Here is a 25,302-nt window from a genome sequence, read left to right on the forward strand (position 1 = left end):
ATGCTGGTAACTGGTAACCGGTAACTGGCGACCGATAGCCGGAAATTAAACCTTCTTCTGTTTCCGCCATTCTGTTGGTGTTAAACCAAACTCTTTTTTAAATAAAGTGGTAAAATGCGTCACCTGGCTGTAGCCGATGAAATAGGTGATGTCGGTCACCGAGAGATCGGTGGTCAGCAGTAATTCCTGCGCTTTCTCCAGCCGCAATTGCTGCAGGCAGGCATGGATGCTTTGCCCGAATAATTCCCTGAATCCCTCTTTAAGCTTAGCTTCATTGATACCGGTTTGCCGCGCTAACTGCGGTATCGTTATGTGCTTGTCGAAGTTTTCGGCAAGGATCGTTCTGGCCTGTTGGATATTCAAAATATCCTGATTACTTAAGGGCATACAATAAGGTTTAAACGCACTTGTCTGATCTACTGTAGAACGGTAATTAACATACGAAAATACGGAATCTAAATTATTTAAGGCCTCCTCCGAACTCCCTTGCCCGCCGAGGGCTTCCCCCCAACCCCCCTCCGGAAGGAGGGGAATCCGCGTTGAGCCTTCAGCAGCCTTCAGCCTTAGCCTTCCGCCTTAAGCCTTTAGCGTTGAGCCTTCAGCCTTTAGCCTTGCGCCTTTAGCCTTGTGCCTTCAGCCTTCAGCCTTGCGCCTTCAGCCTTTTGTATTTGCGTTTCGCGTTCGGCGTTAAGCGTTCGGCGTTTATTTAATTTACGTTTGTTTTTGTGCATATCTGGGATAGATGTCCGAAAGCAGCTGGTATTTTTCGCGTGAATACAGATAAACCTGTATGCCCTGCCAGCGGCGGCCGATAGATTTGTCAAACCCTACATGCTGCGCCAGCTGTAGTAATTGGCGGTCGCGCTCATGCAATTCCCACACCAGCCGTTGCACTTCGTTGAACGAAAAGAAATAATGCAGGCAGGTGAAGAGTGTATAATCACCGCCGTGACGTATATGCGTAATTGTAGGGGAAAGCAGCAGCCGGATGCTATGATCGCCGCTGATAAAATCATGCGGTCCTTCATCGAGCCCATTGCCCTGTTTTTCGCCATGGCAGATCTCGATGAGAAATGCAGGCTGCTCATTTATCAATCCCATCAGCGGTTGGGCAAAATCGCATTCCAGCATGATGCTATAAGTCTCGCGCAAATGTTTTTCGGGCAGGTGGCTGGTCATGGGCAGTTTGCGCGTTATTTCGCGCAGTAACCACCGCGAAATAAACGGCCAGTCTTCCGTGAGCTGTAAAGGACGCAGCGTGATGGTCACGTTTCCTTTGGCAAAGGATTGCCGGTACACAGGATCGTATTTATTACCGGGCACAAGTGGTGTGTATAAAGATAAGGTTGTATTCATGGCAATAGCATTCATTTTAATACGCTTAACGCCTAACGCTTAACGCTTAACGCAAAACCGAAACGCAAAACGCTCAACGCTTAACGCTCAACGCAAAAACACGGAACGCATGATCCGCCTGCGCCGGGCGTTCTGAAAAAATCAGATCCTGGTCGATAAAGGGAATAAGATCCCGGCGACCTGGTCAGGTAACTGCCGGAATAGAAGTAGTTTTAGGTGGCCGCCATTGCACGCGACCCGGGCAATATAATTAACCGTTCGGTTTTTTGATTATGAAATCGGGAGAATATTTACCTGCTGAGAATTTCACAAATGCCTAAAGGATTTGGCAAACCACAATGCCGGGAATTTTAATACCTTGCCGCTATGGTTATAAAGAGATGTCCCGCCCTGTGCGATGCGCGCTATTTGTGGTTACTTGGTTTTATGGGTCTGATCGCCTGCAACCAGGCAAAGTCGAGCCAGAAAGCGACCGGCTTTGAAAAAAAGCCGCAGGAATATACCCTCACCAATGCCCGCCTGAATGAAGTGTCTGGTATTGCCGACAGCAAAGCAAACCCCGGTTATTTATGGGTGCAGCAGGACAGTGGTAATCCGCCTGAAATCGCCCTGGTAAAAAAGGATGGAACGGATGGGAAGTCCATTCGCCTGCCGCACGTGATCAACCGCGATTGGGAAGACATCGTGTTGTCGTCAGGTCCCAAACCGGCTACCAATTACCTGTATATTGCTGAAACAGGCGATAACCTGCTGGTATATGCCGATTATGCGATCTACCGCCTGGAAGAACCGCTGGCGGCTGCGGATACCGTGCAGCAGGTAGACAGGATCGCCTTCTTTTATCCGGATGGCAGTCATAATGCCGAAGCGATCCTCGTGGATCCGGCTACAAAAGATATCTATATCATCACGAAAACAGAGATCCGGTCAAAGGTCTTCCGGATGAAATATCCCTACAGCACCACCCACATGAACCGGGTAGAAGAAGTGGCTACGCTTGGTTTTAATTATGCGGTAAGTGCCGCTTTATCGCCCGGTGGAAACGAGATCGTGGTGAAGACCTACGATGCCATTTATCAATACCATCGTTCAGCCGGCGAAACGATCGTGCAGGCGCTGCATAAAGAACCGGTTAAACTGCCCTATGTGCAGGAACCGCAGGGCGAGGCGATCGTATTCGATAATAGTGATTCGGGATACTTTACGCTAAGCGAGAAAGCTTTAGCCTCGAAAGTGAAGATTTACTTTTATAAAAGAAATTAACGTGGTTTAGCGAGCGTTACAGGTTCCAGGGTACAGGTTGCAGGGCTTTGTTCCGTTATGAAAGTAATTTGATCACAACAGGCCATCGCTGGGAAACAAGCATTACAAGCTCCAGGTTGCATGTTCCAGGGACTAATTTTCAAACCTCAAACTTATTCACCGGCAAAACTTTGCCCCCGCCCCTAAGCCCCCTGTAACCTGCAACATGTAACCTGTAACGGCATGATGGTATCCGGTAACCATCACTAATCATATTTTCTTCCTTTACTATACAACACTTCCCTATACGACAAAGACAACGTAAACTGAAAGTAATTCTCCCGTATGAGATTATTCGTAAGCGTACCACGGCGGCCGGCCTCTACGGCGAGGTTATACGCCAGGCCGCGGCTTAAATAACCACCATAACCAATAGTAGCGCCATAGCCCTCGATATGTTGTCCCTTTACCTGCAGGTACGATTTGTCGGAGAACAGACCGGCCGATAAATAACTTTTCTCCGCCACCATCCCAAACCGTTGTACCTGCTTCGAGAATTGAACACCTGCAGATATACGTTCATTGTTCACCATGGTCCAGGTACCGCCGCCGGGGTTCAGTTTGTTCCAGTCGCCATACGAATAGTCAACGGTGAAGGTCGTGCGGCCTTTGTTTACAAACGAGATCCCGGCATCATACTGCCAGGGCAGGGTGAAGGTGCCATCGCTTAATTGTTTATCCTGTTCTACCACACTGCCGCCTTCGGTAACCGTGATGGTCTTGTTAGAGGTAAGATCGCTTTTGGTGGTCACTTTTCCACCTAAGGAAACCCGCCAGTCCTTGCTCAGTTTGGCGCCATAGATGGCGCCGCCTTCAAAGCGGAACCCGCTGTAATAATCGGTGAGCTGTGTCACTACCGAAGAGTTGAGTCCGCCGCCGGCGAGGGTCTCTATCTGGTTAATAGAACCGAAGATGAAGGAAGAGCGTACGCCGAGGGCCAGGTTTTTGCCCAGGGCAAAACCGTTGGTCCAGAAGATATGTTTCAGGCCGCCATTCCCTTCGTACAGGCCGGTATAGGTGGTGGGCGCGCCTTCCACGGTCTTGGGGGCGTTGAATGAATAATTTACATAACTGAAAGGCATAAGGCCGATGCTGCTGGCCCAGTGGTTATTCAGTTTGGCCGATAAAGAAATGCGTTTGATGGTAACATCGCGGGTAGAACTGTTGTCGCCATTGATCACGTTGCCTTTAAAAGAAACGATCTTGCCAACGATGCCGAGGTCAATCTGGGCCAGGCTTCTTTCGAGGCCGATGATGGAAGCGGGGTTTTTGTTGAGGATAAAACCCGGGGTCGACAGTAACGAGACAGAAGTGTTGGCCATGCCACTACTGCGATCGGGGTGTTGGGCCTGGATCTCCCCAACGCCATACACAGAATACGGTGAGCTCATATTCTGCCCGCTGGCTGCAGCTGCAAGCACCACAAAGAACCCGGTCAGTACAAATATTTTTCTCATTATATAGTGGTTATTCGATTGTCAAAAGATTTAAGATCAGTCTGGTTTGGTAGTTGGTGCCATTCAGATAATTGCCGATAACGGCGCGGTTGATCTGTTTGGCCGCTGCCGGATCCTCTTCCAGGATGAACAGGCCGTTGTCTATACTGCCGGGGGTGTTCAGCAAGGCATTGATATAACTGGTTACATGGAACGTGTATTTGGTGGAGGCGCCATACAGGTAATCGATCTCCGGCCGCCTGATCATCGGCGTTCCGCCGCCGGTGGTATCGGTGAGAATGCCGCCGGGTACATTGGTGATGTCAGTCGATTTCATGAATAAGGTGCCGGGCAGCTGGTTCACAAACATACTGTAGCTGCCTCTGATCGGTTTAATTTCCAGCCGGGCATCCATCAGCCGCACCACTTCATTGATCTTAAGCACATCGCGCAGGGAAGGGAACCTGGCTTTCAGGTATACCCCGGTGCCGCTTTGGGTAATGGCATAGGGGTGGGTATTGTTCGACACAAATTCCTGTTGATTGGCGAAAGTCTTTTCCAGCAGGGTGCCCTGCCGGTCGGTAAGAATGCGGTTGAACTGCAGGCTGGAGTTGGTCATCACAAACTCCAGTACTTTATCCTGTTTATCGGGAACCGTCAGGTGGTAATGCAGGCGCATGCTGATGCTGCTGTCGCCCATATTGAACCCGTAAACGGCGCCGGCATTGTTGTTGGTAGGCTGCAGGCAAAGTCCCCGGAAATAATCCAGGAAATTGGTGCTGCTGGTAAATTCGCTGGCCTTGTTCTGGATCTTCTGATAAAACTCCTCGCCCATGGCCTGTGGTAAACGCACGGTGATCGTATCTGTTTCGTTGCGCGGCCTGATCAGTCGCGAAAAGCTGGCCAGGGGAGCGCCTTTCAGGGCAAAACTGCTGCGATTGTAGATCTCCTGCTGTCCGTTCGAAAGGACCTTGGCAACGGGTTGTTCGGCCAGCTGGTAAATGGAAATAGCCAGCGGCTGCGTAGTATCGCCATAATAGTACCCGTTGGGTTTCAAAAACAGCACGAGGGAATCATATACGGCGCTTTTGGGCAGCAGGTCTTCCGCCAGCGTAGGCAAACCCAGTTGAAAAAAGGTGCTGGCATTGGTCTTACCGGTGTATGTATCGTGATAGTTGCCTATGAGAGCAAAAGAATTTCCATTGGTTGGAAAAGAATCGAGCACAAAACTCGATAGCAGTACCCCTACGGTGTCTACGGTAATAATGCGGGTATGGCTTTCTGCGAGTTCGCTACCTACCTGGATATCTTTTTTATAACAGGATGACAACAGGCCGGAGAACAGGAAGCAGAGCGTGAGAATGACAGGTACCCTTTTGTGTATATACATATTATGGTTAGTGAGTGATTGTTAAGCTGAATTAGTTCAAGGTTTACTGGTTAAATATTGGGCTCTCCTTCGCTAAAGCTTCGGCGAGCAAGGTGTAAAGTAATGGAATATAAGGTTTAAACTTTCTGCGCTGCGTTATATTTGTTTTCATTTTAACACCTCTTTGTGTTCAATTCCACCCGTCTTGATATAGCTTGCTGCGCGCCATTACGGGAACAAAGAGCAATTTATCAGGCCTTCAACACGAAATTTTGTTATTATATATGATGGCCGCCGGATAATCGACGAACCGTTTATTTTTGCCGGCGAAAACTAAATTTCTGATTGGCGACCGAAATTTTGCAAATTTGCAAATTTATAATAAGCCCGGAAATATTCCCGGCCTCTTTGAAACAAGTTGTGCAAAAGTGCATACAGGAAAATGATATGGGCCGCCGGATATGTTAATACTTGGTTAATCTTGTGGTTTACAATATTTAACCTATAAGTTGTTTGTGTAAGCTTGCAGCTTTTTACAAAAAAAAATTGTTTAGATGTTGACGCCGGCCAAAAAAATGGAAGATTTTTGCGCCGGATTCGTCGAGTCCAAAACCATATTGATCTATTTTATAAACTTGTTTGGAATAGCCGGAAATATTTTTACCTGTCGAAATAATAGATTAACTAGCGAACGCATGTAACCATGCAGCCGCCCCGGCGTCGCCCGGATCCCGGCCAACTGCTAAAAAAACAAAACAGAAAATAAACAAAAATGAAGAATGTTCTAGTTTACTCCCTGGCCCTTGTGATTGCTACCGCACCACTTTTGATCATTCCAGCTTGTAGTAAAAGTTCTAATGATTCAACAAGCGACCTGGTGGGTAACTGGGCAATCAGCGATTTTTTTGATGGTCCGGCCCGCAGTGAAGCGGTATCATTCATTATCAACGATACCGTGTTCGTTGGCACTGGTTTCACCAACACCAATACAAGACGTTTTGAAGATTTCTGGAAATATTCCCTGGATAAAAGATACTGGACACAGATCGCCGACTTTAAAGGCGGCAAACGCAGCTCGGCCATTGGTTTTGCCGTAAATGGCAAAGGCTATGTGGGAACCGGCTACGACTTCGATGCCAACTACAAAAAAGACATGTGGCAATACAGCCCCGACAGCAATGGCTGGGCGCCCAGAAATGATTTTGGCGGTACTGCCCGTGCTGATGCGGTTGCTTTTGTGGTAGGCGGCAATGCTTATGTAGCTACCGGTTACGATGACAGCTACCTGAAAGACGTTTGGCAATACAATGCTGCTGCCGACAGCTGGACCCAGAAAGCCGGCATCCTCGGCGCCAAAAGAAGCAAGGCCCAGGTATTTGTTATCAACGATAAGGCGTATTTGATCAGTGGTGAAAGCAATGGCGCTGCACTGACCGATATGCAGGTATATGATCAGAATTCTGATAGCTGGACCAACCTCAGAAAGATCACCAACTCCAGCGATGAGAGCTACGATGATGAGTACACGACCATCGCCCGCTTCAATGGCGCTACGTTTGTGATCGATGGTAAAGGTTACCTCGTTACCGGGGAATCCGGAAGCCTGAACACCCGCACCTGGGAATATGATCCCGCTACTGATACCTGGGATGAAAAAACAACTTTCAGCGGCGCTGCCCGTACCGGCGCTATCGGTTTTACTTTGAAGAACCGTGGTTTCGTGGTAAGCGGCCGCAGCGGTACAGCTCCATTCGACAATATGTACGAACTGCAGCCTGGTGTTGAAGACGATGACAATGACAATCTCTAAAAAACATAAACTGGTACTGCTGGCGGCAATCCTTTTTGCAGCCGGCAGTACTTTTTTTATGCTGGTGATACAACCGGCATCTCCCAAAGGATTACACTACTCCTGTTTCAAAACAGCAAAGGGTTGGGGCTACGATGTGCTGTTCAACGACCGCATCATCATTCACCAGCCATTCATACCCGGTAAATCGGGCAGCGATGGTTTCGCTACCGAACAGGAAGCGGCCACCCGCGCTAAAACTGTTATAGAAAGTATAAAATCAGGCAATGATCCCCTGTTTGGTCGAAAGCCGGAGCAACGTCCGGGCGTCTCAGCTGCTCAATCTGAGTAATGACCAAAGAAAAGGTCCGGGATGCCCTGGCTTCCGTGCTGGGGTTTAAACCGGTAAAAAGGGTGCGGCACAAACTGCTGGTAATTAGCGTGCATGTTCTGCTATGGGGCCTGTTCCTCATACTGCCTGTGCTCTTATACCGGATGAATACCCCCGATACCGGTTTCTTCTACGGCGAACTAATCAACAAGTCTTTCCTCATCGTTCTCTTCTTTATCAATTTCAAACTGGCCCATTCGCTGTACATCAGTGAGAAACAGAAAAAACTGCTGGAAAATGAGCGCCTCAATGCCGAGCTGAACTTCCTGAAGCTGCAGATCAATCCGCATTTCCTGTTCAATACCCTCAACAGCATTTATTCGCAGGCGCATTTGCGGTCAGACCAAACCGAACACAGCATCCTGAAGTTCTCGCGCATCATGCGGTATGTGTTATACGATTCGGCGGCCGGTAAAATTCCGCTGTCACAGGACCTGGAATATATTAGTAATTATATTGATCTGCAGCAACTACGGCTGTCGAAAAATATTTCTGTTCATTATGACGTTTCAGGACCGGTAAACGGTTTATTCATTGCGCCGTTACTGCTCATCACCTTTATAGAGAACGCTTTTAAACACGGCATCAGTTACACAGCACCATCAGCTATCAACATATCCATTGCCGTTACCGGCAATACGCTAGCGCTAACAGTGGGAAACGCCATAATCCGATCAAACAGGGGATCCACCGGCGGTGTGGGGCTCATCAATGCCCGCAGAAGGCTGGATGTACTTTATCCCGGCCGGCACCTGCTGGATGTTATTGAGAACGATCACCTGTACATTGTTAATCTGAAAATTGAACTGGACCATGACCATTAATTGCATTATCATCGACGATGAACCCTGGGCGCTTGACCTGCTGGAAGATTTTATCAGGAAGGTGCCTTACCTGAACCTGGTAGCCCGCTGCGAAGGAGCGGTATCGGCTTTTCCTTATTTTGAAAAAGAAGAGATCGACCTGGTGCTGCTCGATATTCGCATGCCCGACCTCAGCGGTACGCAGTTCCTGAAAACCCTGAACAAGCGGCCGGCCGTGATCTTTGTAACCGCGCACAATGAGTTCGCCGTGGAAGGTTTCGAGCTCGATGCCATCGACTACCTGCTGAAACCCGTTCCGTTCGACCGGTTCATGTCGGCCGTGAACAAAGCGTATGAGTATATCAGCTATAGAAAGGCGAGGTCGTTGTTGAAAAAAGATGATTTTATGTTCATCAAAACATCGCACAAGATCCAGAAGATCTTTTACAGCGATATCCTGTACCTCGAAGGGTTGAAAGATTATACCAGGATCCACCTGGTCGACAGCAAGAAGCCGTTCATTACGCTGCAAAGCCTGAAGTATTTTGAGAACCGCCTGCCGCACGATGAGTTCATTCGCATTCACCGCTCGTATATTATCTCGCTGCGTAAGGTAGATACCGTTTCGCGCAAAGCCGTGCTGCTCGGCGAAACCGAATTGCCCTGCAGCGAGCATTACCGGAATGCCTTATACGCTGTTATTGGGGAGAAACTATAAGACGCTGAACGCTAAACGCTGAACGCTGAACGCCTAACGCTGAACGCCTAACGCGCAACGCGCAACGCGGAACGCCTAATGCTAAACGCCTAATGCTAAACGCTAAAGGCAAAAGGCTGAGAGCTGAAGGCTGAAGGCTAATACAAACAAGGCTATTCAAGCCAATCGTTCAAATTAAGAGGAGCAAGCGTTCCGCCTTAAGCGTTTAGCGTTGAGCGTTTTCCTAAGAAAATTAGTAATTAAAAATAAATGTTTATATTTGGTGTGAAAGGAAAATCAAAAACCTGAATACCAAATGGCCTATCCTGCATCACTGATCGCTTTTGCCTTTGTGAAAAAAGGCATCGATGAAGGGAAGTTTGTAACTCAAATGAAGTTGCAAAAACTGGTATACTTTGCCCAGGGCTATCACCTGGCCAAATACCATGAGCCCCTGATCAATGAAACCTTTCAGGCATGGATGTATGGTCCGGTCATTCCCGAGATCTACCAGGATTTTAAACTCTATGGCAGCCGCCCTATCACCGATACCGCCGAGGTCACTCCATCGGCCAGTTATAAGCCGCCGTTTCGCCTCGATGACCGGGCACTCGAATCCATCAATTATACCTGGGGCGTCCTGAAAGATTTCTCCGCCATGTCACTGTCGCATTGGACACACCAGCCCAACGGGCCCTGGTCAAAAGTCTATAACCCCGATGCCAAATCAACCCCCATTCACAACGATGAAATACAACACTACTTCGAAAAATTGCTAATCAAAGCCTGATGAAAACTCCGCCTCATCCCAGCGTAGCCTCGGAACACGAGGCGCAGAACCTGTTGCATACCTTGTTGGAAAAGCCGGCAGATCCCAAAGTAAATGTCAAGGAGGCGAATGTAAATGAGGTGAAGGGGCTCGACATGGAAGAGGCATTCTCGCGGGCGCAACTGAAACGGCTGCTCGACGATAACCGGGCACGGAAGGTCTTCAGCATTATCATCTTTGCGATCACCGTACTGTGGATGTTCCTGGTATTGTTCATCGTGGTGCAGTGCAGCCGCAAAGTGTATGTCCTTTCCGACGGCGTACTGATCGCCCTTATTACCACCACCACCGCCAATGTGTTCGGTTTCTTCTACGTAGTGGTGAACTATCTCTTTAATAAGGATAAATCGACCTAGATAGCTTTCATTAAAGTGGATGACTTTTCTCCTTAGCATGAGTTACAGGTTACAAGGTGGAGGTTACAGGGGCATGGTTACTAGAGACTGTTGCGTAACCGGTACCCGGTAACCCCTAAAATTTATTCACATTTTCACTTAAACGGGGCTGTAAAAAAGTTAAAAACGGTTTAGTGATATACTTAATTCGTGGGTAATGCCGTTACCGGACTGATTATTGTTACTAAAAAGCGCTGTTTTTAGAAGTGCCCGGCAGTTTTCAGGGTAGCCGGGATAGCCGCTTAAGAGCAGCAATATTTCTGTACAACTATCTACAAAACGGGAACGGATCCATGCGAAAACCATTAATCGTGAAACCGGGAAAACGGCTGAACCTCGCCATTGTAGCAGGTTTGATCTTACTGTTATTCTCCCCCGCGCATGGGGAAGCGGGAACGGGTAAACGCCTGTTTTCCGACACCTCGGCCACCCCGGCCGCCGCGCCTTCTTTTTTTTCCATTAAGAACAAATTGAATGTGTACGACAGCCTTCATTTACAGGAAGCGGGCCTGTCGAAAAAAGTATTTACCATGGCCCTGAAGGGTATGGCCAAACTGGTGAAGACCCGGCATATCAAAGACAACCTGCTGGCGATCGTAGATTTTAGTCAGCCCAGCGTGAACAAGCGGTTATACGTGATCGACCTCAACTCGTACCAGCTGCTGTTCAATACCTGGGTGGCGCATGGCATGAAGACCGGTAAGGAAAAAGCGGTTTCTTTCAGTAATAAACCATCTTCTAATAAAAGCAGTCTGGGTTTTTATGTAACCGGTTATGCCTACCAGGGCAGTAATGGGTATTCGCTGAAGCTGAAGGGGATGGAGAAAGGCATCAATGACTACGCCATGCGGCGGGGCATTGTGATCCACGGGGCCGATTATGTGAACGAAGACCTGATCAACAGCCAGGGTTATATCGGCCGCAGCTGGGGTTGCCCGGCCGTGGCGCCCGAACTATCGCAACAGCTGATCGACCTGCTGAAGGAAGGCTCCTGCCTGTTTATCTATCACCCCAGCATTGCCTATATGGCCAAATCACAACTTGTAAAATGATTTCTGATTTTGAGATTTATGATTTCGGGATTTGATTTTGAGATTTTGAGATTTTGGGATTTGGGATTTGGAGATTTTGAGACCTGCCTGCCGCAGGCAGGTTTTGCGATTTTTGGATTTTAAATCTCAAAATCTAAAAATCTCGCAATCAGAAATCCTTCATGTAACTTATTAACATCCAGTGTAACTATTGGTTATAAAAAAGGTACGAAGCAAACTGTGCAAGCTGTTATCTTTGCGCCTTAATTGAACGTATGCTAAAGATCGGTGTATTCGGCGTAGGACATCTTGGGAAATTTCACCTTAATAACTGGAAGGAGATCAAAGGCGTAGAGTTGGTTGGTTTTTGTGATCCATCCGATGATGCGGCCCAGGATGTGTCAGAAAAGTACCAGCTTCCCCGTTTCCTCGACGCAGAGCGGCTGATCGATGCCGTAGATGTGATTGACGTAATTGCCCCCACCAACTATCACTTCGAACTGGCCAAAATGGCCATCCGTAAAGGCAAACATGTGTTCCTGGAGAAACCCATGGCCCATACCATGCAGGAGGCGCGGGAGCTGGTGAACCTCGTAAAGGAAAGCCGCATTAAGCTGCAGGTAGGCCACGTAGAGCGGTTCAACCCCGCCTTCCTGGCCGTAAAAAATATGGAGCTGAACCCCATGTTCATCGAAGTGCACCGCCTGGCGCAGTTCAATGTGCGGGGCACCGAGGTAAGCGTTATCCTCGACCTCATGATCCACGATATCGACATTATCTTAAGCCTGGTAAAAAGCGAGGTGAAGCAGATCTCCGCCAGCGGCGTGGCCGTAATGACCGATACCCCCGATATTGCCAACGTGCGCATCGAGTTCAATAATGGCTGTGTGGCCAATCTCACATCCAGCCGTATTTCCATGAAGAAAATGCGCAAAATGCGCTTGTTCCAGAAAGATGCCTATATTGGGATCGACTTTCTGGCAAAAACCTCCGAGATCATTAAATTAAAGTCACCCCAGGACATCGACGCTTTTTCCTTTGACCTGGATACGGTGCATGGCAAAAAGACCATTGCAGTAGTAAATCCGCAGGTTCCCGAAGTAAATGCAATAAAAAAAGAGCTCGAATCGTTTCGAGATGCAATTGTGAACAATACGCCAACCCTGGTATCGGAAGTTGATGGTTACCGGGCCATGGATGTAGCACACCAGATTTTACAAAAGATCAAAAGCAATAATATTATTGTGTAACCCTATACATGCCTTCTGTAAAACGCATCCATAGTACCTGGTACCTGCTTGGGGACTACTTTGCGGCCATCCTGGCCTGGATCGTTTTGTACTTCTCGCGGCGATATTTGTTGAATGAACACATCTTTATAGAGAACGAGCTGCTGCTCAACAACCGGTTCTGGTGGGGCATCAGCCTGATCCCCATTACCTGGATCATCTTTTACGCCCTGGTAGGGGCCTATCACTCCCTGTACGGAAAATCGCGGCTAAATGAATTCGTATTAACAACCCTGTGTTGTATCGTTGGTTGCACCATCATCTTCTTCGCCATCGTGATCAATGACCCCCAAAAAGAATACACCTATTATTACAAGGCCCTGAGCACCTATATTGCCGCCCAACTGGTCTTTACCTGGATCGGCCGGGTCATATTATTAGATAAAGTAAAGCATCAGCTGCGCGAAGGCCATGTACGTTTCAATACCCTGTTGATCGGCGGCAACAGCATTGCCGAAAAGATCTACCTGGAAACCCGCGACGGACTGCGGCTCGCCGGCTATCATTATACCGGTTTTATTACCACCGGTGAACCCAACGGGCTGCGGAAACATATTCCCTGGTTTGGCCTGCTGCCTGAAATGGAAAAAGTCGTACAGCGGCAACACATTCAGCTGGTGGTGATTGCACTGCAAAAAGAAGAAAAACACGAGGTAGAAAAGATCGTGAACCGGCTGAGCGAAATGGATGTGGAAGTGAAGATCGTGCCCGATATCCTGGATATACTATCGGGTTCGGTAAAGACCAGCAACCTGTTTGGCGCTGTGCTCACCGAAATTAAATCGGGCCTCATGCCCGAGTGGCAACAGAACATCAAACGGGTGATCGATGTTTCAGTGGCTATATTGGGATTGATCTTCCTGCTGCCCCTGATGTTGTATGCGGTCATCCGGGTTAAAATGGGTTCGCCCGGACCGGTCTTTTATTCGCAGGAGCGAATAGGGTATAAAGGCAGGAAATTCCGCATTTATAAATTCCGCTCAATGTACCATCCGGCGGAAAAGAACGGACCGCAGTTGTCGTCTGAAACCGATCCGCGGGTAACGCCCTGGGGGCGGGTTATGCGGAAATGGCGGCTCGACGAATTGCCCCAGCTGTGGAATATCATCAAAGGCGAGATGAGCCTGGTGGGCCCCCGGCCAGAGCGGGCTTATTATATTCACCATATCCATCAGAAAGTGCCTTATTATTCGTACCTCCTGAAAGTAAAACCCGGTTTAACCTCCTGGGGCATGGTGCAGTTCGGTTATGCCGAGAACGTTGACGAAATGATCAGGCGCATGAAATACGACCTCATCTATATCGAGAACATCTCCCTGGCCCTTGATTTTAAGATCATGGTGCATACCTTGAGGATCATATTTCTTGGAAAAGGACGCTAATTAATTAGCAAATTAGCTAATTAGCTAATTTGCTGATGTGCTAATGGAATACAAAATACATAATTCGGAAAATGAACTTAAAAAGAAAGATTGCCCCATTGTTGATAGCGGCTTTGCCATCTGTAGGTTTTTCGCAGGTTAACGATTACTGGCAGCAGGAAGTGAATTATAATATCCAGGTAGCGCTGAACGATAAACAGCATAGTTTAAAAGGCGACCTGTCGGTAGACTATATCAACCACTCACCCGATACGCTTACCTATATCTGGTTCCATTTATGGCCCAATGCGTATAAGAATAAGAACACCGCACTGGCCAGACAGCTGGCGGCCGATAAAAGCAGCGATAAGAAAGTTACTGAAACCGAACCCGGCTATATCGACAGCCTGCGGTTCACGATCAACGGACAAGCAGCCGTTACCCAAAGCGATTCCAATATCGATGTGGTGAAGGTGGTGTTGCCGCAGCCTTTATTGCCCGGCAAACAGGTGACCATTTCCACACCGTTCTATGTAAAACTGCCGAACTATTATTCCCGCTCAGGTTACAGCGGCCAGCAGTTCATGATCTGCCAGTGGTATCCCAAACCGGCGGTGTACGACCGCACGGGCTGGCATGCTTTCCCTTACCTCGACCAGGGAGAATTTTACAGTGAATACGGCAGCTTCAAGGTGAATATTACATTGCCCTCCGAGTATGTAGTAGGCGCCACCGGCACCCTGCAAACATTAAGCGAACTGAACAAATACAAACAGATCGGTATTGAAAATAACAAAGGGATTAAAACAGTACCTTATAAAACGGCTACGCCCGGAAAATTAAAGACCTTGCAATACACCGGCGATCGCATCCATGATTTTGCCTGGTTTGCCGGCAAGGATTTTATCATTCGCTACGATACCCTGCAGCTGACCGAACGGGATACGGTGAACGTATTTTCCTATGGGCAGTCGGCGGGTAATAAGACCTGGAAGAATAGTGTCAATTATATTAAGGACGCCGTACGCCATTATTCCAAATGGATCGGTCAGTATCCATATCCCGTGGTGCAGGCCGTGGAAGGACCGAAGAACCTGTCATCCGGCGGGATGGAATACCCGATGATCACGTTAATTACCAGTCCGAACGCAAAAGAAGAAGAGATGGATGCCGTGATCACGCATGAAGTGGGCCACAACTGGTTCATGGGCATCCTGGGAACCAATGAACGCGATTTTCCCTGGATGGATGAAGGCATCAATACCTATTTCCAGTTCAGGTATGAAGCAGAGAAATACCGTACCAACAGCCTGTTCGGATCGATGATCCCCAGGGATGTGAAGGAGCTGGATGTGGCGGCCTTCCAGGCAAGGATCTACGAAGTGTTGAACTCCATTCCGGCCGATCAGCCGATCAGCACCGGATCAACCGGTTTTTCGAATAAAGATGAGTATGGGCTGGTTATTTATGTGAAGACAGCGGTATGGTTGTATATCCTGGAGAATGTGTTGGGCCGCGATGTGCTTGACAAAGGGTTGCAGGCCTATTTCGCCAACTGGCAGTACAAACATCCTACACCCGAAGATCTGAAGAAAGAACTGGAGAAAGTAAGCGGTAAGAATTTAGATGAATACTTTGCTTTGTTGAATAAAGAAGGCAAGCTGGTTAAATAGTTCAAAGTTCAAAGTTCAGAGTTCAAAGTTTATAGGGCAAGTTATTGAGTTATTAAGTTATTGAGTTGTATTTGCGTTCGGCGCCTGCCTGCCGGCAGGCAGGTTCAGCGTATTCACCATTGACCATTCACCATTCACCATGAAAAAGCTTTACCTTCTTTTACTAATAGCCATAGTCAGTGGAAAGGCCATCGGCCAATCGCCTTACTGGCAACAGGAAGTGCATTATACCATTGACGTATCCCTGAACGACCGGGAGCATACGCTGGAAGGTTTTTTAAAGCTGCGTTATATCAATCATTCCCCGGATACGCTGCATTTTATCTGGTTCCATTTATGGCCCAATGCCTTCAAGAACGACCGCACCGCATTCAGCGATCAGGCCCTTGGCAATGGCAAGACGGATTTTTATTTTTCTCCCCGCGAGAAAAGAGGCTATATCAACCGGCTCGATTTCAGGGTGGCCAATAATACGCTTAAAACAGAAGATCATCCGGTACACATCGATATTATAAAAGTAAACCTGCCGGCGCCTTTGTTACCCGGACAGGAAACCGAAATAACCACACCCTTTCATGTACAGCTGCCGGCTAATTTTTCACGGGGCGGACATACCGGCCATTCCTATCAGGTAACCCAATGGTATCCCAAACCGGCGGTGTATGACCGGGAAGGCTGGCATCCGATGCCTTACCTCGATCAGGGCGAATTCTACAGCGAGTTTGGCAGTTTTGATGTGCGCATCACCGTTCCCGATCAGTATGTGGTGGCAGCTACCGGCGAATTACAAAATGAATCGGAAATCAATTGGTTGAAAACGAAATCGAAGCCGGCAGACGGCAAATCGATAGACAACCGGCAACCGGCAAACGGCAAACGTGAAACGGCAAACGTTAAACGGCCCGCCTCCGCCAGGGCTTCGGCGGGCAAAGCTGCGAAACCAAAACCCACAAACCACAAACCACAAACCACAAACCATAAACCACAAACGCCTCCATCGAAACGACCCGCCAACCTGATCCCACAAACCACCAAAACCCTGAGATACAAACAGGATAACGTCCATGATTTTGCCTGGTTTGCCGATTCCAGTTTCATCGTGTTACAGGATACCATCAAACTGGCATCGGGCAGGGTAGTGCAGGCCATGAGCTTTTACCGGTCGGCCGGCAGCGAAGCCTGGAAGAACAGCGTTCAATACATTAAAGATGCGGTGCATTTCAGGTCGAACCTCATTGGCGAGTACCCTTATAATGTAGTAAGCGTGGTAGAAGCGAAAATGGGATTTGACGGCGGTATGGAATATCCCACCATTACCAGTCTGTCGCCGGGCATGGATGCCAAACAGCTCGACATGACCATTGAACATGAAGTGGGGCATAACTGGTTCTATGGCATCCTGGCCAGCAATGAACGCGCACATCCCTGGCTCGACGAAGGCGTGAACAGCTATTACGACACCCGGTATAAAGCGCGTAAATATGAGAAATCCAATCTGGTGGCCTGGGTGCAAAAAAGACTGCCTGAAAATGAAGGGGCCCTGTTCATAGATGCACTGGCAAAGATCAAAAAAGACCAGCCCGTTGCCACTCATTCTGCTGATTTCACTTTTTTGAATTACGCGGTCATGAGCTACACCAAGACGGCGATATTATTGCAGCGTTTGGAACAGGCCATGGGCACCCAACGCTTCGATAGTTGTATGAAGGCCTATTATCAGCAATGGCAGTTCAAACATCCTTCCCCGGCAGATTTCAAACAGCATTTTACCGTAGGTGATGGAAAAGCCGTGCAGCATTTGTTTGATTCATTAGATCAAAAAGGAGGCATTAATCCGGATAAAAGGCCCAAAAAATTACGGCCGGCTTTTATGTTCTCCTTTAAAGATTACGACCGCGTAAATTATCTCAACTGGATGCCGGCGGCCGGGTATAATGTATATGATAAGTTCATGGTGGGACTGGCGTTGCACAATTATACCTTACCGGCGCATAAACTGCAGTTCTTTGTGGCGCCCCTGTACGCAACCGGTACAAAAGAGTTGATGGGCCTGGGCCGCGTCGGTTATACCTGGCGGCCAGACGGGGCGTTTGAAAAAATTGATTTGTCGGTAAGCGGCGCCCGCTTTTCTACCCGTGAAGGGGTCGACAGCAACGGCCATAAAGTATATGCCGGCTTTCATAAGATCGCTCCGGCTTTGCGGTTCACCTTTAACAATAAAAATCCCCGAAGTAGTATTGAAAAGTGGCTGGAATGGCGCAGCTTTCTGATCTGGGAGGGCGGTTTCCGTTATGTTATGAAAAATGAGGATGGGGAATTCTATCCCACCGAAGGACCCACCAGCCATCGTTACCTGAACCAGCTTAGTTTCAATATCACCGATTACAGGGCTTTATATCCGTATGATGTGCAACTGCAGGTGCAGCAGGGCGAAGGTTTTTACCGTGCTTCCGCCACCGGCCATTACTTCTTTAATTATGCGAATGCAGGTGGCTTGCAAATGCGGGTGTTCGCTGCCAAATTCGGTTACCTGGGTGAAAAAACAGTGCTGAAACAGGCCCGTACGTCGATCTACCAGCCTAAGTTAACCGCTGTGCGGGGTTATGAAGATTATACCTACAGCAATTATTTCATCGGCCGTAATGAACCGGATGGACTATCAAGCCAGCAGATCATGATGCGCGATGGCGGCCTCAAACTGCGTACCGATCTGTTCCAGGGACTGCAGGGCCGTTCAGATAACTGGATCGCCTCCATGAACCTGACCACGACCTTGCCGAAAGGAATGTTTCCGGTCCCATTACCGGTGAAGATCTTCCTCGATGCAGGTACGTATGCCGATGCGTGGAAAAAGAATGCCGCCACCAGCCGGTTCCTGTATGTAGCCGGTTTGCAGCTGACCCTGTTCAAAGACCTGGTGCACATTTATGCACCCGTGTTATACAGCAGGGAGTTCAGGGATAATATGAAGACCGTACCGGAAGAAAATACATTCTTTAAAAAGATCTCCTTCAGCATAGACGTACACCGGTTTAATATCCGCAAGGCAACAGGTAATAAGATCCCGTTTTAGATGGCTTACCCCAACATACAATACCTGCAACGCCACCAGATCGATACCGGCAAATGGGATCGATGTATCAGCCATGCAGCGAATGGTTTGTTGTATGGGTATTCCTTTTACCTCGACTATATGGCCGATGCCTGGGATGCTTTGGTGCTGGGCGATTATGAAGCGGTGATGCCCCTGACGTGGCGAAAGAAGTATGGCATTAAGTATTTGTGCCAGCCCTTTACAACGGCGCACCTGGGTGTATTTTCAGGGCGGCCTGTTGATAAACAGCTGATGGAAACCTTCATCAGCAGCATACCTGGTATATTCAAACTCATTGATATTGACCTCAACGAAGGTAATAATGTGCTCGACGGACCAGCCATTACCCAACGACGGAACTATGTGTTGCCATTGAAGAGCCCGTATTCGACCTTATACGAAAACTATAACCGCCATGCCCGCCGCAAATTGCGTAAAGCAGCAGAAGCGGGTTTGCAGCCGGCAGAAGGAATAGCTATTGAGAAGATAACGGAGTTGTCGTACCAGATGATGGCGGAAAAAGATCATGTGCCTATGCAGGCGTATGAGAAATTCATCAGCTTATTTAAAAATATCAAACCGCATGTAGAAGCCTGTAATACGATGGCCGCGGTTGACAGGGCCGGCAACATCATTGCCAGCGATGCCTATATTGTTCATAAACAACGCGTGTATAGTCTGCTCGCCGGTAACAGGCCGGAGGCATACGAGTGTGGCGGCTTCTATTTTGTATTGGATAACCTCATTAAAAAATATGCCGGCAGCGGCTATCTGTTCGATTTTGAAGGGTCCGATGTGCCGGGCATTGCCTTTGTGTTCGAGTGTTTGGGCGGACAGTTGAACTGGTATCCGCACCTGGCCATTAATAAATTACCACCTGTAGTACGCTGGTTAAAGCGATCACCTTACGAGCGAAGAAGCGGAACGGAATAAGCACCCCATCAGGAAGCACTGTTCGATGCGAGTATTTTTTCCGCCAGCAGCAGATCGAGGGGGCGGGTTATTTTGATATTGGTCGATTCGCCTTCGATCAACTGAATGGGTATGCCGAGTTTTTCCACCACACTGGCTTCATCGGTAAAGGAGGGATCGTAAGGTTGTTGAAACGCTTTTTTGATGATGTCGCTGTAAAAGGTCTGGGGTGTTTGAATGATGCGCACCTTGTCGCGGTCGAGCAGCTGATTGCCGTCAGGCGTTGTTATCCGAAGTGTATCGATCGGTTGAATGGCGGGGATGGCATTTCCTTTTTCGAGGGTTGTATCATAACAGCGATGAATGAGATCGGTGGTGATCAAACAGCGCACGGCGTCATGTACAAAGACGATGGCGGGTTCGTTGATCAGTGAGAGGCCATTTTTTACAGAGTGAAAGCGGGTTTCGCCACCTACTGTGATCGTTATACGGGCCGGGTGGCTGGTGGTGTTCACGATGTCCTGGCCGACGGTAAGATGATCCTGTGGTAATACGAGAATGATCTCGAGGTCGGTCCAGGCAAGCAGGAAACTGTTGAGCGAATGCCATAGTACCGGCTTTCCACAGAGCGGCAGGAACTGTTTGGGGAGTGTAGTGCCCATCCGCGAACCGGATCCTCCGGCGACGATTATGGCGTATTTTTTCAAGTTTATGCGTTCTTTTATTGTCTGGGAATAAGATGATAGCTGTCTGATCTTAGTATTGCGTTGCAGGTTCCAGGGTACAGGTTTCAGGAGCTACAGGTTCTTGGGTTACAAGTTCCAGGTTACAGGTTTCAGGTTTCAGGGGTTTCAATGGTTACAGGTTCCAGGTTACAGGTTTCAGGGGGTACATGGGTTGCAGGTACCAGGGGTTACAGGTTATAGTAGACTGTATTTCCCTGTAACATGCAACTTGTAACCTGTAACTGCTTGCCGGCAGGCAAGCCTGTAACACCTTCCTACATAACAGGTCCTGAATATCACACGGGTTCCAGCTAAATTGTTTGTATTTCCCTGTAACATGCAACTTGTAACCTGTAACACCTTCCTACATAACAGGTCCTGAATATCACACGGGTTCCAGCTAAATTGTTTGTATTTCCCTGCAACATGCAACTTGTAACCTGTAACATATCCCTATATTTCCCGATCCCCCAAATTTTAACATATCAAATAAAGAAAGACTTTTGACAAATCCAGGTGACGAAACGGCGGTTCTAGTCATGGTCCGGTTTTTTGAGGTTGTAATGCCTGGTCACTTGCAAAATTCAAACTACAGGGCGTCGCCCAGTTCGCGTTCGATCTCTTCCATATGAACGATGTCCCATGCTTCACTTTCGGTGGGGGCAACATTCAATAATTCGAGCAGCCCGGCATCGTCAAGGGCTTTTTCAACGGGCTTTTGAAGGCAGCAGATCACGAACGATGCACTCTGCTCATAAAAGCTTTGCTGCAATTGCACAAGATGTTCACCGGCAGCGTTATCGATGTTTTGAATGTCTTGTAAAATAAGCACCACGTTTTTAATATCCTGTTTCAAAAGCGGCTTTAAACAGGCATCCAATTCTCCTGTCATATTAGCAGATAAAACCGGTTCTTTGATCCTAATGGCATGGAATTTCTCACTGGTATCAATTTTGAACTGCATATAGACCTTTTAAGTACTTTAATTAGCTGGAATCCGTTAATAAAAGGGAACAACAGAATGTCAAAAATATTCGTTATTATTGTATAACACACAACAAATTATAAATAAAATGGACAACAATTTTTCAGCCCAGGTAAAGGAGATCATTTCTTTTAGCAGAGAGGAGGCTTTACGGCTTGGGAACGATTTTATCGGAACTGAACATTTGTTGCTGGGGTTGATCCGTGAAGGAGAGAACACTGCTGTCCGTATATTGAAAAGCTTTAATGTGGATCTGTACGAATTGCGGAAAGAAGTAGAACTGGCAGTAAAAGACAAAACCGGTAAAAACATTGCTAACATAAACAGTTTGCCACTCACCAAGCAGGCCGAAAAGGTGATTCGCGTAACTGTGCTGGAAGCAAAAGCGCTAAAGAGTCCGACTGTAGAAACGGAACATTTAATGCTCTCCATTCTAAAGAATAAGGAAAACATAGCAACTCAAATCTTAAATCAGTTCGACGTGGATTACGATTTATTCAGAAACGAATTAGGCGTTGTAAAAAGCAACGACGTACGCAGTGAATATGCCGACGAGAACGAAGACGATTTTGATGATGAAAAGAAATATTCGCAGCAGAAATCACGCTCTGCCGGAAATACAAAAAGTAAAACACCGGTACTGGACAATTTTGGCCGCGACATTACACGTTTAGCCGAGAGCGGTGCCCTTGACCCGATCGTAGGACGTGAAGAAGAAATAGAAAGGGTATCACAAATCCTGTCGCGCCGTAAAAAGAACAACCCGATCCTGATCGGTGAGCCCGGTGTAGGTAAAACAGCAATCGTGGAAGGTTTGGCACTGCGGATCGTTCAACGTAAAGTATCGAGAGTATTATTTGATAAACGCGTTATTTCATTAGACCTCGCTGCCCTCGTAGCCGGTACAAAATACCGTGGTCAGTTTGAAGAGCGCATGAAAGCCATCATGAATGAACTGGAGAAAAACAGGGATGTGATCCTGTTCATTGATGAAATTCATACCATAGTAGGAGCCGGTGGCGCCAGTGGTTCGCTGGATGCTTCCAACATCTTCAAACCAGCCCTGGCCCGTGGCGAGCTCCAATGCATTGGCGCTTCTACCCTGGACGAGTACAGAATGTACATCGAAAAAGACGGCGCCCTCGATCGTCGTTTCCAGAAAGTAATGGTAGAGCCACCAAGTGTTGATGAAACTGTTCAGATCCTGAACAATATCAAATCCAAATACGAGGATTATCACAACGTTACTTACAGTGACGATGCGATCGACGCCTGCGTAAAATTAAGCGACCGTTACATTACCGACCGGCTGTTGCCCGACAAGGCAATTGACGTGATGGACGAAGTAGGCGCCCGTGTTCACCTGAAGAACATCAACGTGCCGAAAGAGATCCTCGATCTGGAAAAGAAGATCGAAGATGTAAAGGTGGAAAAGAATAAAGTCGTAAAGAGCCAGAAATTTGAAGAAGCAGCTTCTTTACGCGATACCGAAAAACGTTTGCAGGAAGAGCTGGAAAAAGCAAAAGCAAGCTGGGAAGAAGAAAGCAAACATAAACGCTATCCCATAGACGATGAAGCCATTGCCGAAGTAGTGAGCATGATGACCGGCATCCCGGTTAAGCGGATGGTGCAGGCAGAAAGCGAAAAACTGCGCCGCATGGCCGAAGATATGCGTGGTATGGTGATCGGTCAGGATGATGCGATCGAAAAAGTGGTGAAAGCAATCCAACGTAACCGCGTAGGTTTGAAAGATCCGAAAAAGCCGATCGGTACATTCATCTTCCTGGGACCTACCGGGGTTGGTAAAACCGAGCTGGCCCGTTCACTGGCCCGCTACATGTTCGACTCTGAAGATGCGCTCATCCGCATCGACATGAGTGAATACATGGAGAAATTTACGGTTAGCCGTTTAATTGGTGCGCCTCCGGGATATGTAGGTTATGAAGAAGGTGGTCAGTTGACCGAGAAAGTCCGCCGCAAACCGTATTCGGTGATCCTGCTCGATGAGATTGAAAAGGCACACCCGGATATTTACAACATCCTGTTACAGGTGCTCGATGATGGACAGCTTACAGACGGATTAGGCAGAAGAGTGGACTTCAAGAACACGACCATCATCATGACCTCGAACATTGGTGTACGTCAGTTGAAAGATTTCGGTGATGGTGTAGGTTTCGCAACCCAGGCACGTACGCAAAGCGCCAATGAAAATAACAAAGCCGTTATTGAAAAAGCGTTGAAGCGCACTTTCTCGCCTGAGTTCCTGAACCGTATCGACGATGTGATCATCTTTAATTCACTGAATAAAGACCACATCTTCAGTATCATCGACATCCTGATGAAAGGGGTGATGAAACGCCTGGCTAACTTAGGATTTACCCTGGAGTTAACCACCGAAGCAAAACACTTCATCGCTGAAAAAGGATACGACCAGCAATTCGGCGCCCGTCCTTTACACCGGGCGATCCAGAAATACCTGGAAGACCCGCTTGCAGAAGAGATCCTGAGCCTGCACATTAAACAAGGCGACACCCTGGTGGCCGACCTTGATAAAGAGAACTCGAAGATCCAGTTCTCGCTGAAGGCGACCAAGGAAAGATCAGAAGCAAACTAAGCAGTCGATAAGAAATAATATATAACCCTTCCCGGTGTACCGGGAGGGGTTTTTTTATGCATTTTCCGGATTGTAAACAACTAATCAGCAGACCCAACGTTAATAGAACGTGTCCCTCGGTTTACATTATTCCCGGGTATTATGGGCATTATCGATGTGCCGGCATATTATTCGGGTTACCTCTAAGGTGGTGACTGCTAACCAGGTGACACAGCGTAGTGTGCCGATTTAGTCCCACTACAAAATGGATGTCGTCCCTGACCAGGGGCGACATTATTCTTAAAAGGCACGGGCCCGCCTTCGCCAGGGCTACGGCGGGCAAGGCATAAAGGCACTAGCTTAGAAATCAACGTTCTTGATGATGCTGAGACTGGTAAAAATCTAAAGGCCAGGGTCTTGGTTCTTATGTCTTGTGCTTTACTTTTGCAACAATACCTATGCAACAAAAGATCATTATCACCATCGATGGATGGTCGTCCTGCGGAAAAAGTACACTGGCCAAACAGCTGGCCCGGGAGCTGGGATACCTGTATATAGATAGTGGCGCCATGTACCGGGCAATCACCCTTTATTTTTTGCGTAATCACGTTGACTGGACCCATCTCGATGCGGTACATGAAGCTTTGCAGCATATAAAGCTTACGTTTATGTCGAACCATAAGACCGGCCAGAGCGAGATGTACCTGAATGGCGAGAACGTGGAATATGTGATCCGCGATCTGGTGGTGGCCGAAAAGGTGAGCGAGGTAGCTGCCATCCGGGAGGTGCGCGAATTTGCGGTGAAGCAGCAGCAGGATATGGGTAAAAATAAAGGTATTGTAATGGATGGCCGCGACATAGGAACTGTCGTATTTCCGCATGCAGAGCTGAAGATCTTCATGACAGCCGATAACGATATCAGGGTTAAGCGCCGCTTCCAGGAGTTGTATGAAAAGAACCCCAACGTGACCATGGAAGAAGTAAGGGCCAACCTGGAAATGCGCGATTATATTGATTCTCACCGCGAAGTAAGCCCGCTGCGCAAGGCCGACGATGCCCTGGAGCTGGATAATTCCCATGTAACCATGAAAGAACAGCTTGATATTGCCAAGAAATGGGTGCAGGAACGTTTAACGCAAAACGCTTAACGCCAAACCCTTATTATTTAAGATAAACTTGTTTCAAGTCAATTAAATATGGCCATCATTGCATATATGACAAACGCATTATACTTTTGATCTATCTCTATCCAACGCTCCTACGTTCTCAAAC

The 25,302-nt window shown here is 47.9% G+C and carries 21 protein-coding genes; 15 read left to right on the top strand and 6 right to left on the bottom strand.

All coding sequences use genetic code 11. From position 1 onward, the window contains the following. Positions 1 to 45 precede the first annotated feature (45 nt). Both JUB15_RS14100 and JUB15_RS14105 read right to left on the bottom strand, forming a co-directional pair. Positions 46 to 387, bottom strand: a complete 342-nt coding sequence (locus tag JUB15_RS14100) for a helix-turn-helix domain-containing protein (RefSeq protein ID WP_207513144.1) — start codon at positions 385 to 387, stop codon at positions 46 to 48. 324 nt (positions 388 to 711) lie between these two features. Continuing rightward, a complete protein-coding gene (locus tag JUB15_RS14105; protein WP_207513145.1) occupies positions 712 to 1,356 on the bottom strand; it encodes a GNAT family N-acetyltransferase in 645 nt (214 codons plus the stop codon). A 366-nt stretch (positions 1,357 to 1,722) separates the two neighbouring features. On the opposite strand from JUB15_RS14105, the gene JUB15_RS14110 reads away from it, so the two are divergent. After that, positions 1,723 to 2,619, top strand: coding sequence for a hypothetical protein (locus JUB15_RS14110; protein ID WP_207513146.1), 897 nt, complete (start codon positions 1,723 to 1,725; stop codon positions 2,617 to 2,619). A 245-nt stretch (positions 2,620 to 2,864) separates the two neighbouring features. Here the strand turns inward: JUB15_RS14110 and bamG are convergent, their stop codons facing one another. Both bamG and JUB15_RS14120 read right to left on the bottom strand, forming a co-directional pair. Next, a complete protein-coding gene (gene bamG, locus JUB15_RS14115; RefSeq protein WP_207513147.1) occupies positions 2,865 to 4,115 on the bottom strand; it encodes a BamG family beta-barrel-assembly machinery protein in 1,251 nt (416 codons plus the stop codon). 10 nt (positions 4,116 to 4,125) lie between these two features. Continuing rightward, positions 4,126 to 5,484 carry a DUF4270 family protein gene (locus JUB15_RS14120; RefSeq protein ID WP_207513148.1) on the bottom strand — a complete coding sequence of 453 codons (1,359 nt, stop codon included), beginning with the start codon at positions 5,482 to 5,484 and terminating at the stop codon, positions 4,126 to 4,128. Positions 5,485 to 6,235: 751 nt separating this feature from the next. Between JUB15_RS14120 and JUB15_RS14125 the strand changes: the two genes are divergently transcribed. The 12 genes from JUB15_RS14125 (at position 6,236) to JUB15_RS14180 (ending at position 19,748) form a co-directional block, all read left to right on the top strand. After that, positions 6,236 to 7,273, top strand: a complete 1,038-nt coding sequence (locus tag JUB15_RS14125; protein ID WP_207513149.1) for a Kelch repeat-containing protein — start codon at positions 6,236 to 6,238, stop codon at positions 7,271 to 7,273. Further along, positions 7,260 to 7,604: a DUF4907 domain-containing protein gene (locus JUB15_RS14130; protein ID WP_207513150.1), complete on the top strand. Its 345-nt coding sequence runs from the start codon at positions 7,260 to 7,262 to the stop codon at positions 7,602 to 7,604. Before JUB15_RS14125 ends, JUB15_RS14130 begins: the two co-directional genes overlap by 14 nt. Then, entirely contained in the window at positions 7,604 to 8,467 is an 864-nt protein-coding gene (locus JUB15_RS14135) for a sensor histidine kinase (protein ID WP_207513151.1), read from the top strand. Before JUB15_RS14130 ends, JUB15_RS14135 begins: the two co-directional genes overlap by 1 nt. Next, positions 8,457 to 9,164, top strand: a complete 708-nt coding sequence (locus tag JUB15_RS14140; protein WP_207513152.1) for a LytR/AlgR family response regulator transcription factor — start codon at positions 8,457 to 8,459, stop codon at positions 9,162 to 9,164. The genes JUB15_RS14135 and JUB15_RS14140 overlap by 11 nt, the downstream gene beginning before the upstream one ends. A gap of 295 nt (positions 9,165 to 9,459) precedes the next feature. Then, positions 9,460 to 9,933 carry a Panacea domain-containing protein gene (locus JUB15_RS14145; RefSeq protein ID WP_207513153.1) on the top strand — a complete coding sequence of 158 codons (474 nt, stop codon included), beginning with the start codon at positions 9,460 to 9,462 and terminating at the stop codon, positions 9,931 to 9,933. After that, the gene (locus JUB15_RS14150) at positions 9,933 to 10,328 is read left to right on the top strand and encodes a hypothetical protein (RefSeq protein WP_207513154.1); all 396 of its coding nucleotides are present in this window, start codon (positions 9,933 to 9,935) and stop codon (positions 10,326 to 10,328) included. The genes JUB15_RS14145 and JUB15_RS14150 overlap by 1 nt, the downstream gene beginning before the upstream one ends. A 332-nt stretch (positions 10,329 to 10,660) precedes the next feature. After that, positions 10,661 to 11,419 carry a murein L,D-transpeptidase catalytic domain family protein gene (locus JUB15_RS14155; protein ID WP_207513155.1) on the top strand — a complete coding sequence of 253 codons (759 nt, stop codon included), beginning with the start codon at positions 10,661 to 10,663 and terminating at the stop codon, positions 11,417 to 11,419. A gap of 254 nt (positions 11,420 to 11,673) precedes the next feature. Further along, the gene (locus tag JUB15_RS14160) at positions 11,674 to 12,648 is read left to right on the top strand and encodes a Gfo/Idh/MocA family protein (protein ID WP_207513156.1); all 975 of its coding nucleotides are present in this window, start codon (positions 11,674 to 11,676) and stop codon (positions 12,646 to 12,648) included. Between the two features lie 8 nt (positions 12,649 to 12,656). Next, positions 12,657 to 14,069: a sugar transferase gene (locus tag JUB15_RS14165; protein ID WP_207513157.1), complete on the top strand. Its 1,413-nt coding sequence runs from the start codon at positions 12,657 to 12,659 to the stop codon at positions 14,067 to 14,069. A gap of 71 nt (positions 14,070 to 14,140) precedes the next feature. Further along, positions 14,141 to 15,721 (top strand): M1 family metallopeptidase, encoded by a 1,581-nt coding sequence (locus JUB15_RS14170; protein WP_207513158.1) that lies wholly within the window; start codon positions 14,141 to 14,143, stop codon positions 15,719 to 15,721. A 139-nt stretch (positions 15,722 to 15,860) separates the two neighbouring features. Then, positions 15,861 to 18,794: a M1 family metallopeptidase gene (locus tag JUB15_RS14175; protein WP_207513159.1), complete on the top strand. Its 2,934-nt coding sequence runs from the start codon at positions 15,861 to 15,863 to the stop codon at positions 18,792 to 18,794. Further along, entirely contained in the window at positions 18,795 to 19,748 is a 954-nt protein-coding gene (locus JUB15_RS14180; RefSeq protein ID WP_207513160.1) for a GNAT family N-acetyltransferase, read from the top strand. 8 nt (positions 19,749 to 19,756) lie between these two features. Here the strand turns inward: JUB15_RS14180 and JUB15_RS14185 are convergent, their stop codons facing one another. After that, entirely contained in the window at positions 19,757 to 20,434 is a 678-nt protein-coding gene (locus JUB15_RS14185; RefSeq protein ID WP_207513161.1) for a 2-C-methyl-D-erythritol 4-phosphate cytidylyltransferase, read from the bottom strand. Positions 20,435 to 21,041: 607 nt separating this feature from the next. Further along, positions 21,042 to 21,416 carry an STAS domain-containing protein gene (locus JUB15_RS14190; RefSeq protein WP_207513162.1) on the bottom strand — a complete coding sequence of 125 codons (375 nt, stop codon included), beginning with the start codon at positions 21,414 to 21,416 and terminating at the stop codon, positions 21,042 to 21,044. Between the two features lie 109 nt (positions 21,417 to 21,525). On the opposite strand from JUB15_RS14190, the gene JUB15_RS14195 reads away from it, so the two are divergent. Continuing rightward, positions 21,526 to 24,051, top strand: coding sequence for an ATP-dependent Clp protease ATP-binding subunit (locus JUB15_RS14195; RefSeq protein WP_207513163.1), 2,526 nt, complete (start codon positions 21,526 to 21,528; stop codon positions 24,049 to 24,051). A 437-nt stretch (positions 24,052 to 24,488) separates the two neighbouring features. After that, positions 24,489 to 25,178 (top strand): (d)CMP kinase, encoded by a 690-nt coding sequence (gene cmk / locus JUB15_RS14200; protein ID WP_207513164.1) that lies wholly within the window; start codon positions 24,489 to 24,491, stop codon positions 25,176 to 25,178. Positions 25,179 to 25,302: the final 124 nt, after the last annotated feature.

It is taken from the genome of Longitalea luteola, assembly GCF_017356035.1.
Lineage (GTDB): Bacteria > Bacteroidota > Bacteroidia > Chitinophagales > Chitinophagaceae > Niastella > Niastella luteola.

Coding starts and splice junctions, on each gene's coding strand:
- JUB15_RS14170 (WP_207513158.1), top strand. CDS start 14,141: ATGAACTTAAAAAGAAAGATTGCCCCATTGTTGATAGCGGCTTTGCCA.
- JUB15_RS14110 (WP_207513146.1), top strand. CDS start 1,723: ATGGTTATAAAGAGATGTCCCGCCCTGTGCGATGCGCGCTATTTGTGG.
- JUB15_RS14190 (WP_207513162.1), bottom strand. CDS start 21,416: ATGCAGTTCAAAATTGATACCAGTGAGAAATTCCATGCCATTAGGATC.
- JUB15_RS14150 (WP_207513154.1), top strand. CDS start 9,933: ATGAAAACTCCGCCTCATCCCAGCGTAGCCTCGGAACACGAGGCGCAG.
- JUB15_RS14165 (WP_207513157.1), top strand. CDS start 12,657: ATGCCTTCTGTAAAACGCATCCATAGTACCTGGTACCTGCTTGGGGAC.
- JUB15_RS14195 (WP_207513163.1), top strand. CDS start 21,526: ATGGACAACAATTTTTCAGCCCAGGTAAAGGAGATCATTTCTTTTAGC.
- JUB15_RS14105 (WP_207513145.1), bottom strand. CDS start 1,356: ATGAATACAACCTTATCTTTATACACACCACTTGTGCCCGGTAATAAA.
- JUB15_RS14175 (WP_207513159.1), top strand. CDS start 15,861: ATGAAAAAGCTTTACCTTCTTTTACTAATAGCCATAGTCAGTGGAAAG.
- JUB15_RS14125 (WP_207513149.1), top strand. CDS start 6,236: ATGAAGAATGTTCTAGTTTACTCCCTGGCCCTTGTGATTGCTACCGCA.
- JUB15_RS14180 (WP_207513160.1), top strand. CDS start 18,795: ATGGCTTACCCCAACATACAATACCTGCAACGCCACCAGATCGATACC.
- JUB15_RS14145 (WP_207513153.1), top strand. CDS start 9,460: ATGGCCTATCCTGCATCACTGATCGCTTTTGCCTTTGTGAAAAAAGGC.
- JUB15_RS14100 (WP_207513144.1), bottom strand. CDS start 387: ATGCCCTTAAGTAATCAGGATATTTTGAATATCCAACAGGCCAGAACG.
- JUB15_RS14135 (WP_207513151.1), top strand. CDS start 7,604: ATGACCAAAGAAAAGGTCCGGGATGCCCTGGCTTCCGTGCTGGGGTTT.
- JUB15_RS14160 (WP_207513156.1), top strand. CDS start 11,674: ATGCTAAAGATCGGTGTATTCGGCGTAGGACATCTTGGGAAATTTCAC.
- bamG (WP_207513147.1), bottom strand. CDS start 4,115: ATGAGAAAAATATTTGTACTGACCGGGTTCTTTGTGGTGCTTGCAGCT.
- JUB15_RS14120 (WP_207513148.1), bottom strand. CDS start 5,484: ATGTATATACACAAAAGGGTACCTGTCATTCTCACGCTCTGCTTCCTG.
- JUB15_RS14140 (WP_207513152.1), top strand. CDS start 8,457: ATGACCATTAATTGCATTATCATCGACGATGAACCCTGGGCGCTTGAC.
- JUB15_RS14155 (WP_207513155.1), top strand. CDS start 10,661: ATGCGAAAACCATTAATCGTGAAACCGGGAAAACGGCTGAACCTCGCC.
- cmk (WP_207513164.1), top strand. CDS start 24,489: ATGCAACAAAAGATCATTATCACCATCGATGGATGGTCGTCCTGCGGA.
- JUB15_RS14130 (WP_207513150.1), top strand. CDS start 7,260: ATGACAATCTCTAAAAAACATAAACTGGTACTGCTGGCGGCAATCCTT.